Source organism: Inquilinus sp. NPDC058860 (genome assembly GCF_042743185.1).
GTDB lineage: Bacteria > Pseudomonadota > Alphaproteobacteria > DSM-16000 > Inquilinaceae > Inquilinus.
The window spans coordinates 18,528-27,436 of sequence record NZ_JBHYMS010000080.1 but is presented as its reverse complement, the minus strand read 5'-3'; the positions used below and the strand labels follow the sequence as shown (position 1 = coordinate 27,436).

At 69.7% G+C, this 8,909-nt stretch carries 8 protein-coding genes; 2 read left to right on the top strand and 6 right to left on the bottom strand.

Annotated elements, in window-relative coordinates; translation table 11 throughout:
- Positions 1 to 235: 235 nt before the first annotated feature.
- A complete protein-coding gene (locus ACFW16_RS33260) occupies positions 236 to 1,519 on the bottom strand; it encodes a LysM peptidoglycan-binding domain-containing protein (RefSeq protein WP_380313367.1) in 1,284 nt (427 codons plus the stop codon).
- A gap of 161 nt (positions 1,520 to 1,680) precedes the next feature.
- Here ACFW16_RS33260 and ACFW16_RS33255 point away from each other — a divergent pair, with 161 nt between their 5' ends.
- Both ACFW16_RS33255 and ACFW16_RS33250 read left to right on the top strand, forming a co-directional pair.
- Complete coding sequence (locus tag ACFW16_RS33255; protein ID WP_380313366.1) at positions 1,681 to 2,265, top strand: TIGR00730 family Rossman fold protein; 585 nt, start codon at positions 1,681 to 1,683, stop codon at positions 2,263 to 2,265.
- Positions 2,266 to 2,340: 75 nt separating this feature from the next.
- The gene (locus tag ACFW16_RS33250; protein ID WP_380313365.1) at positions 2,341 to 3,555 is read left to right on the top strand and encodes an NADP-dependent isocitrate dehydrogenase; all 1,215 of its coding nucleotides are present in this window, start codon (positions 2,341 to 2,343) and stop codon (positions 3,553 to 3,555) included.
- A 57-nt stretch (positions 3,556 to 3,612) separates the two neighbouring features.
- Here ACFW16_RS33250 and ACFW16_RS33245 read toward each other — a convergent pair whose 3' ends face one another.
- The 5 genes from ACFW16_RS33245 to alaS form a co-directional block, all read right to left on the bottom strand.
- Positions 3,613 to 4,137, bottom strand: a complete 525-nt coding sequence (locus ACFW16_RS33245) for a hypothetical protein (protein ID WP_380313364.1) — start codon at positions 4,135 to 4,137, stop codon at positions 3,613 to 3,615.
- Between the two features lie 49 nt (positions 4,138 to 4,186).
- The gene (locus ACFW16_RS33240) at positions 4,187 to 4,723 is read right to left on the bottom strand and encodes a hypothetical protein (RefSeq protein ID WP_380313363.1); all 537 of its coding nucleotides are present in this window, start codon (positions 4,721 to 4,723) and stop codon (positions 4,187 to 4,189) included.
- A gap of 75 nt (positions 4,724 to 4,798) precedes the next feature.
- On the bottom strand, positions 4,799 to 5,329 hold the full coding sequence (locus tag ACFW16_RS33235) for a hypothetical protein (RefSeq protein ID WP_380313362.1): 531 nt from the start codon (positions 5,327 to 5,329) through the stop codon (positions 4,799 to 4,801).
- A gap of 78 nt (positions 5,330 to 5,407) precedes the next feature.
- Entirely contained in the window at positions 5,408 to 5,860 is a 453-nt protein-coding gene (locus tag ACFW16_RS33230; RefSeq protein WP_380313361.1) for a GcrA family cell cycle regulator, read from the bottom strand.
- Positions 5,861 to 5,972: 112 nt separating this feature from the next.
- Positions 5,973 to 8,630 carry an alanine--tRNA ligase gene (gene alaS, locus ACFW16_RS33225; RefSeq protein ID WP_380313360.1) on the bottom strand — a complete coding sequence of 886 codons (2,658 nt, stop codon included), beginning with the start codon at positions 8,628 to 8,630 and terminating at the stop codon, positions 5,973 to 5,975.
- Between the last annotated feature and the right edge of the window lie 279 nt (positions 8,631 to 8,909).

Below are 8,909 nucleotides of genomic sequence, written 5' to 3'. Positions count from 1 at the left end.
GGCCCGCAGAGGACTCTCACCTCCAAGTCACAAACCGGGGCACCACTCCCGGCTCTCGGTGCTCTCGCACCTCGCGCCATGCCTGGCGCACACAAAAAAGAGGCCCCGGAAGACCGGGGCCTGCGAGGCGAACAGGGAGGCTTGCTCGAGCGGGAGACGCTATCGAGCTGCCTTCAAGCTATCCTGCCCCGCAGCCATCCGCTGTGACGGGCGTCACGCGCCACGGTTTTCCCGATCAGCCGGGAACCGCCGGGGCCGCGACCGGCGTCGTGAAGACCTGTCCGGGATAGATCAGGTCGGGATCGCGGATCTGCTCCTGGTTGGCCTGGTAGATCACGGTGTAGCGCAGCCCTTCGCCATAGACCCGGCGGGCGATCCGCCACAGGCTGTTGCCGGGCTGGACCACGACCCGCCCCTCGGCCACCGCGATATCAGCCGGCGCCGCCCGCTGGAACGGGGTCTCGGCCCGTGCCGTCACCCTGCCGGCGGCGTCGAGCTGGTCGGCCCGCAGGCGGTAGACGCCCGGCGCGATCCCTCCCTCGGCCTGTATCCGGAACAGGCCCTTGCCGTCGGTCCGGCCCTCGCCGATCGGCCGATTGTCGAGGTAGAGCCGGACAGTGGCGTCGGTCCGGCCGCGGCCGCTGACGATGACGGCGCCGCCCTCGCCATAGTCGATGACATCGATCGACAGCGCGCCGCCGGTCCCGCCCGGCGCCGCAGCAGCGGGCCTCGGCGTCGACAGAGGGGCCTGCAGCACGGTCGAGCCGCCCTGCCCCTGCTGCGGCGTCAGCAGCACCAGAGGGCTGCCGCCGCTGCCGGCGGCCGGCCGCCCGGCGATGTCGCGGCCGCGTTCCGGCACCACCACCGTGGCGACCTCGCCGGAGGCGGCACTGCCGTCGGCCAGACGCAGCGACAGCTGATGGTCGCCGGCCGCGATCGGCGCGTTCGAGACGAAGACCCAGTTGCCGGAACCGTCGGCCTGGACCGACCCGATCTGCCGGTCGCCGTCCATCAGCAGGATGCGGGCCCCGGCCGGGCCGCGCCCGGCGATGGTGACGCCGCCGTCCGAATTCACCCGGATCGCGTCGAAGCCCAGCGCCGCCGACGGCGTTGTCGCTGGCCCGGTGGCAGCGGGCGGCTCGGCCGGGGCCTGCGGCTGGGCCGGAGGCTGGGGCGGTTGGGCCGGGGCCTGGGACGCGTCCTCCTGGCGCGCATCCGGTGCCAGAGCGACCGCGGCCGGGGCACCGGCAATCTTGGGCGGTTCGTCGAACCCGCTGCCCAGGACCCGCGGCGACGGCGGCGCGACGGGAGCCGCGGGCTCCGGGACGGCAGGTTTCGGCGCCGCCGCAGGCGCCGCCGGCTTCGGCTCGGCGGCGGCGGGCGGAGAGGCGGGAGCAGCGGCCGTCGCCACGCTCGGCGGGGCCGCGTCCCGGCGGGGCTGCCCGGTGTATTCGACCACGGCGAGGATAGCCGCAAGCACAGCGACCGCAATGCCGCCGATCAGCAGGAGTTTTTTCAACGTCAGAACCGCCCCGAAATCATTCGCGCCACGTTATCCGCGCAGTCATCGACTCGCAACAAACCGCTGCTGCGGCCGCATCGAAACTTGCTCCGAAGTCGATCCCTTCCTAATGTCGCGCGCCGGCCGTGCCGGCCCCGTATCCACCTCCGTGCGATCCCATGGCCGACATCCGTTCCCTCTGCGTCTATTGCGGCTCCTCCTCCCGCGTCGACGAGCGCTACAAATCCGCCGCCGCCAGCCTCGGCGCCCTGATCGCCGCCCGCGGCCTGCAGCTGGTCTATGGCGGCGGCCGGGTCGGGCTGATGGGCATCGTCGCCGACGCCGCGCTCGGCGCCGGCGCCGAGGTGGTCGGCATCATCCCCGAGCACATCCAGGCGCTGGAGGTCGAGCACACCGGCCTGACCGAGCTGCACGTCGTCGACAGCATGCACACCCGCAAGCGCATGATGTTCGACCGCTCCGACGCCTTCGTCGTGCTGCCGGGCGGCCTGGGCACGCTGGACGAGACCTTCGAGATGCTGACCTGGCGGCAGCTCGAGCTGCACGACAAGCCGGTGGTCTTCGTCGACATCGACGGCTATTGGCGCCCGTTCCTGCGCCTGGTCGACCACATGGTCGCCCAGGGCTTCTGCCGGAAGGAGCACCGCGACCTGTTCCAGGTGGTGGAGACGGTCGAGGAGGTGTTCGGCGCCATCGCCGCGCCGCAGCCGATCGCCGGCCGCGCCAGCGACAAATGGGTGTAGCCCCCTCTCCTTTCGTCCCCCGCGGCCGGGTGCTATAAGCCCGGCCATTCCTGTCCGAAGCGGAAAGATCCCGACATGGCCAAGATCAAGGTCAAGACCCCGGTCGTCGAGCTTGACGGCGACGAGATGACGCGCATCATCTGGCAGTTCATCAAGGACAAGCTGATCCTGCCGTATCTCGACATCGATCTCCGCTACTACGACCTCGGGATCGAGTATCGCGACCAGACCGACGACCAGGTGACGATCGATTCCGCCGAGGCGATCAAGAAATATGGTGTCGGCGTCAAGTGCGCCACCATCACCCCGGACGAGGCGCGGGTGAAGGAGTTCAACCTCAAGAAGATGTGGAAGTCGCCGAACGGGACGATCCGCAACATCGTCGGCGGCACCATCTTCCGCGAGCCGATCATCTGCCGCAACGTGCCGCGCCTGGTGCCGGGCTGGCGCAAGCCGATCATCGTCGGCCGCCATGCCTTCGGCGACCAGTACCGCGCCACCGACCTGAAGGTCCCCGGCCCCGGCACCCTGACCATGACCTACACCCCGGCCGACGGCAGCCAGCCGGTCGAGCTGGAGGTGTTCAAGTTCCCGGGCGCCGGCGTCGCGCTGAGCATGTACAACCTGGACGAGTCGATCCGCGGCTTCGCCCAGTCGTCGCTGAACTACGGCCTGCTGCGCCAGATGCCGGTCTACCTGTCGACCAAGAACACCATCCTCAAGGGCTATGACGGCCGGTTCAAGGACATCTTCGAGGAGGTCTACGAGGCCGAGTTCAAGGACCGGTTCCAGAAGGCCGGCCTGGTCTACGAGCACCGCCTGATCGACGACATGGTCGCCTCGGCCATGAAGTGGGAGGGCGGCTTCGTCTGGGCCTGCAAGAACTACGATGGCGACGTGCAGTCGGATTCGGTGGCCCAGGGCTTCGGCTCGCTCGGCCTGATGACGTCGGTGCTGCTGACCCCGGACGGCAAGACCGTCGAGGCCGAGGCGGCGCACGGCACCGTGACCCGCCACTACCGCGAGCACCAGAAGGGCCGCGCCACCTCGACCAACCCGATCGCCTCGATCTTCGCCTGGACCCAGGGCCTGGCCTACCGCGCCCGGTTCGACGAGACGCCGGAGCTGCTGCGCTTCGCCGAGACGCTGGAGAAGGTCTGCGTCGAGACGGTCGAGGCCGGCCACATGACCAAGGACCTGGCCATCCTGATCGGGCCGGACCAGCCCTGGATGACGACCGAACAGTTCCTGGACAGGCTGGACCAGAACCTGCAGGCGGCGATCGGCTGACGCCGGCCGCCCGCAGCCGAAGCGACGAAAGGCCGGCTCACGCCGGCCTTTCTGCTGTCAGGGGCCGATCACGTTGTCGATCGACAGCCCCTCCAGCGCGGCCATCAGCGGCACCTCGCCCGCGGCCGCGCAGACCACGCCCTGGATCAGGTGGCTGCGGCGCTGCAGGTCGAAGACGCCGCAGCGCTCGCCGGAGCCGGTCAGGCTGATGACCCGGTACCGCGCCCGATACCCGTTCACGGTCGTCTGGTCGCCGCGCACCACGGTGAACCCGGTCGCCTTGTACACGCGCTGAGCCATCTGGGAGAGGCTCGGGAGGCGGTCTGTGTCGCGCCAACTATAGCCGCCGGGCAGCCGCGACCAGTCGACATAGGCGAGCAGATTCCGGGTCGAGAAGGTCGCCGTATCCACCCGGACGATTCCGCCTCCGTCGGCCGCCTGCTCCTCGATGTGCTTCGCATTCTCCGCAGGGACTCCGGCCAGGGGCCCCGAGACGAAGCCGATCGGCGACTCCTCGGCCCATGCGGGCCAGGACGCCGCCGCCAGGACGAGAAGCGCACACCGCATCATTCGATTGAACATGTCCCCCTCCGCGTGATTGGGCCCTTCCACCCAGACTTGAACCGGCCGCTCAGGGCCCGATCACGCCGTCGATCGAGATGCCTTCCATGACCGCCTGGACCGTGAAGGCGCGGGCGGCCGGAGCGCAGGCGAAGCCCTGGATCAGGTGGTTCCGGCGCATCAGCGCGAAGACGCCGCAGCGGCGGTCGATGCCGATCAGGCTGATCCTCCGGTACTGCGCGAGATAGCCGTTCACCGTGATCCGGTCGCTCTCCAGGATGGTGAAGCCGGTGGCCTCGAAGTTCTCCTTCACGTCGTCCGATAGCCTCGCGACCATGTTGTCGTCCTGCCAGCGGTAGTGGCCGCCCAGGCGCGACCAGTTGACCCAGGCCAGCATCGGGCCGGACTTGAACACCGCCGAGTCGGTGGTCACCGCGCCGAAGGCCGAGTGCGCCAGCGACTGTTCCTTGTGCTTGACGTTCTCCGCCGCAGCGCCCTGCAGCGGGCCCGAGACGAAGCTGATCGGAGACTCCTCGGCCAATGCCGGCCACGACAACACGGCCGCGGCGATCGCGCCCGCGGCACACCGCATCGCTCGATTGAACATTGCTCCCCCTCCGCCCGTGATTGAACCGGTTCTGCCGCCCCGGGCCTATGGCGACGCCCTGTCTTGACCGCTTGCTCAGGGTCCGATCACGCCATCGACCGACAATCCCTCCAGGATCGCGAGGATCGGCACGGCCCGGTCTTCCTTGCGGCAGGCGAAGCCGATGATGCTGTTCATCGCCCGCTGCAGCGCGAACACGCCGCAGCGCCACGGCGGGCCGGCGAGGCGGATATCCCGGTATTGCGCCTTGAATCCGTTGACCGTGTCACGATCGCCGGACAGGACGGTCACGCTGGTCGCGTCAAGGGCCCGGCGGACGTTCTCGGTCAACCCGTTCAGGCCCGTGTCCTGCCAGACATAGTTGCCGCCCAACCGGGCCCAGCTGACATAGGCCAGCATCCCGTTGCTGCGGAACACCGCGGATTCGCCGACGCGGGTTCCGCGCTCCGCCAGGTTGTTGTCCTCGTCGCGCTTGACATCCTCGGCCGCAGCCCCGGCGAAGGGGCCGGATTCGAACGCGATCACCGAGTCTTCCGCCCGCGCCGGCAAACAGAGCGCCGCCAGGGCGAGCAGCCCGGCGGCGCAGGATGAAATGCCTCGCATCATGAATGATCCCCCTGAAAACGGGGAATTATGGCCGGAACTCGGGCCGTTCCGCGAGGAAAATCGTCAGCTTTTTATCGATCACGCCCGCAGGATGGTGCGATCCTCGTCCCGCCGCTTGCCGGGCGGCTGGTAGGCGATCTGCGCGTGCTCGGCGCAGTACGGCAGGTTGCCGTGGGCGGCCTTGCCGCAGAAGTGGAAGTCCTTGTCGCGCGGGTCACCGATCGGCCATTTGCACATCCGCTCGGTCAGGTTGAGGATGGTGGCGCCGCCCGACTTGCGCTCCGGCACCGGCTTGGCCGGCACCTTCTCCACCGCCGGCGGAGCTTCGGCGGCGACGGTGACCGCGACCTCCTCCTCCTCATCCTCCTTCCGCTTGATCGGCGACGGCCGGCCGGACAGCTCCAGCCGATGCGCCTTGCCGATCACCGCGTTGCGAGAGACGCCCCCCAGGATCTCGGCGATCTCGCTTGCGCTCTTCCCGTTTCCCCAGAGCTGGCGCAGCTGCGCCACCCTTTCTTCGGTCCAAGACATCCGCTTCTCCCAAGATCACGCGCACTGGATGCGCGTACCACATATTGCGGCTTCGTCCACGGACGCTACCACATCCGGGACAGCCACGACAGATCCTTTCAAGCCCCTCCGGTCAGGCGGCGAGAGCCGCCTCGACCGCTGCCAACGCTTCGCCGGCGCGGGCCGCATCCGGCCCGCCCGCCTGCGCCATATCCGGGCGACCCCCACCGCCCTTGCCTCCGGCCGCCTCGGCCGCGGCGCGCACCAGCGTCACCGCGTCGAACCGCCCGGTCAGGTCCTCGGTCACGCCGATGCAGACCGACAGCTTGCCCTCGGCCCGGCCGACCAGCGCGACGATGCCGGAGCCGAGCTGCTGCTTGAGCGCGTCGGCCATCGGCTTCAGCTCGCGCGCCGGCAGGTCGTCGACGATCCGGCCGCTGAACTTCACCCCGCCGATGTCCTTGACCTCGGGCGCGGCCCCGCCGCTGCCCGCCGTCGCCAGCTTGCGCCGCAGGTCGGAGACCTCGCGGTCCAGCCGCCGCCGCTCCTCGACCAGGGCGGCGAGGCGCGCCGGCAGCTCGTCCGGCGTCACCTTCAGCGCCGCGGCAGCATCGGCCAGCAGCGTGTCGCGATGGGCGGCATAGGACACGGCACCTTCGCCGGTCACCGCCTCGATCCGGCGGATGCCCGCGGCGACCGCGCCCTCCGAGACCAGCTTGAAGGCGCCGATATCGCCGGTGCGGCCGACATGGGTGCCGCCGCACAGCTCCTGCGAATAGACCCTGTTGCCGTCCTGGCCCATGCCGACGACGCGCACGGTGTCGCCGTATTTCTCGCCGAACAGCGCCATGGCGCCGGCGGCGATCGCGTCCTCCGGCGTCATCAGCCGGGTGGTGACCTCGGCGTTCTCGCGGATCCGGGCGTTGACCTCGGCCTCGACCGCGGCGATGTCCTCGGGCGTCAGCGGCCGCGGCTGGCTGATGTCGAAGCGCAGCCGCTCCGGCGCCACCAGCGACCCCTTCTGGGTGACGTGCTCCCCCAGCCGGCGGCGCAGCGCCGCATGCAGCAGGTGGGTGGCCGAATGGTTGGCGCGGATGGCGCCGCGGCGGGCATGGTCGACCTTGAGCTCGACCGCCTCGCCGACCTTCAGCGTGCCGGCCTCGACCGTGCCGATATGGGCCCACAGCACGCCGGCCTGCTTCTGGGTGTCGCGCACCGCCACGGTGACGCCGCCGGGCGCTGTGCCCCCAGCCAGGGTGATCGTGCCGGCGTCGCCCATCTGGCCGCCGCTCTCGGCATAGAACGGGGTCTGGTTGACCACGACCACGACCTCGGCGCCCGGCCCGGCCTGGTCCACGACCTGGCCGTCGACCACCAGCGCGGTCACGACGCCCTCGGCCGTCTCGGTCTCATAGCCAAGGAATTCAGTGGGTTCGAGCCTTTCCTTCAACTCGAACCACAGGGCGCCGGTGGCCGCCTCGCCGGAGCCGGCCCAGTTCTTCCGGGCCTCGGCGCGCTGCCGCTCCATCGCCGTCTCGAAGCCGGCGGTGTCCACCGCGCGGCCCTGGCCGCGCAGGACGTCCTGGGTCAGGTCGAGCGGGAAGCCATAGGTGTCGTACAGCTTGAACGCCACCTCGCCCGGCAGGGCCTGGCCGCCGCCGAGACGGCCGGTCTCGTCCTCCAGGAGGCGCAGGCCGCGGTCGAGGGTCTGCTTGAAGCGGGATTCCTCCAGCTTCAGCGTCTCGGTGATCAGCGCCTCGGCCCGCGCCAGCTCGGGATAGGCGGCGCCCATCTGGCGCACCAGCGCCGGCACCAGCCGGTACATCACCGGGTCGCGCGCGCCAATCAGATGGGCGTGGCGCATGGCCCGGCGCATGATCCGGCGCAGCACATAGCCGCGGCCCTCATTCGACGGCATGACTCCGTCGGCCATCAGGAAGGAGGTGGCGCGCAGGTGGTCGGCGATCACCCGGTGGCTGATCTTGTGCGGGCCGTCGGGGTCGCTGTCGGTGGCATCGGCCGAGGCCTCGATCAGGGCCCGCATCAGGTCGATGTCGTAATTGTCGTGCTTGCCCTGCAGCACGGCGGCGACCCGTTCCAGCCCCATGCCGGTGTCGATCGACGGCCGCGGCAGGTCGACCCGCGTTTCCCTGGTGACCTGCTCGTACTGCATGAAGACGAGGTTCCAGATCTCGATGAACCTGTCGCCGTCCTCGTCCGGGCTGCCGGGCGGGCCGCCGGCGATGCCCGGGCCGTGGTCGAAGAAGATCTCCGAGCACGGTCCGCAGGGGCCGGTGTCGCCCATCGCCCAGAAATTGTCCGAGGTCGGGATCCGGATGATCCGGTCGTCCGGCAGGCCGGCGATGCGGCGCCACAACCCGGCCGCCTCGTCGTCGGTGTGATAGACCGTGACCAGCAGCTTGTCCTTCGGCAGGCCGTATTCCTTGGTGATCAGGTCCCAGGCCAGATCGATCGCCCGTTCCTTGAAATAGTCGCCGAAGGAGAAGTTCCCCAGCATCTCGAAGAAGGTGTGGTGCCGGGCGGTGTAGCCGACATTCTCCAGGTCGTTGTGCTTGCCGCCGGCGCGCACGCATTTCTGCGAGGTGGCGGCGCGCTGGTAGGGCCGCGTCTCCATGCCGGTGAAGACGTTCTTGAACTGGACCATGCCGGCATTGGTGAACAGCAGCGTCGGGTCGTTCCGCGGCACCAGCGGGCTGGACGCCACCACCTCGTGGCCGTTCTCGCCGAAGAAGTCGAGGAAGGTCGAGCGGATGTCGTTGACGGTCTGCATCGGGAAGGTCGGCCTGGGCGTCTTGGTGGTGCGGCCCCGGAGAACCCGACGGCCGAGCCGACGCTTGTAGCGCGCCGGGGCGACCGCTGTCCAGGAAGGGACGCGGTTGAAACGTTGCCGATGTCAGGCTGTCCGCTGGCGCCACGGCGCTGGCCGCGGCGGATTCCCTGGGCTGCGCCGGGGACATCGGGGGACGCATCATTTTCGGTGCCGAGCCGCCCTCTCACCCTCCCGTCGCCAACGCGACGGGCCCCGCCCTCTCCCCGAGGAGAGGGAAAC

Excerpts from the sequence above, each read along its gene's own strand:
- alaS (WP_380313360.1), bottom strand. The coding sequence starts at position 8,630 with ATGCAGACCGTCAACGACATCCGCTCGACCTTCCTCGACTTCTTCGGC.
- ACFW16_RS33230 (WP_380313361.1), bottom strand. The coding sequence starts at position 5,860 with ATGTCTTGGACCGAAGAAAGGGTGGCGCAGCTGCGCCAGCTCTGGGGA.
- ACFW16_RS33245 (WP_380313364.1), bottom strand. The coding sequence starts at position 4,137 with ATGTTCAATCGAATGATGCGGTGTGCGCTTCTCGTCCTGGCGGCGGCG.
- ACFW16_RS33240 (WP_380313363.1), bottom strand. The coding sequence starts at position 4,723 with ATGTTCAATCGAGCGATGCGGTGTGCCGCGGGCGCGATCGCCGCGGCC.
- ACFW16_RS33255 (WP_380313366.1), top strand. The coding sequence starts at position 1,681 with ATGGCCGACATCCGTTCCCTCTGCGTCTATTGCGGCTCCTCCTCCCGC.
- ACFW16_RS33250 (WP_380313365.1), top strand. The coding sequence starts at position 2,341 with ATGGCCAAGATCAAGGTCAAGACCCCGGTCGTCGAGCTTGACGGCGAC.
- ACFW16_RS33235 (WP_380313362.1), bottom strand. The coding sequence starts at position 5,329 with ATGATGCGAGGCATTTCATCCTGCGCCGCCGGGCTGCTCGCCCTGGCG.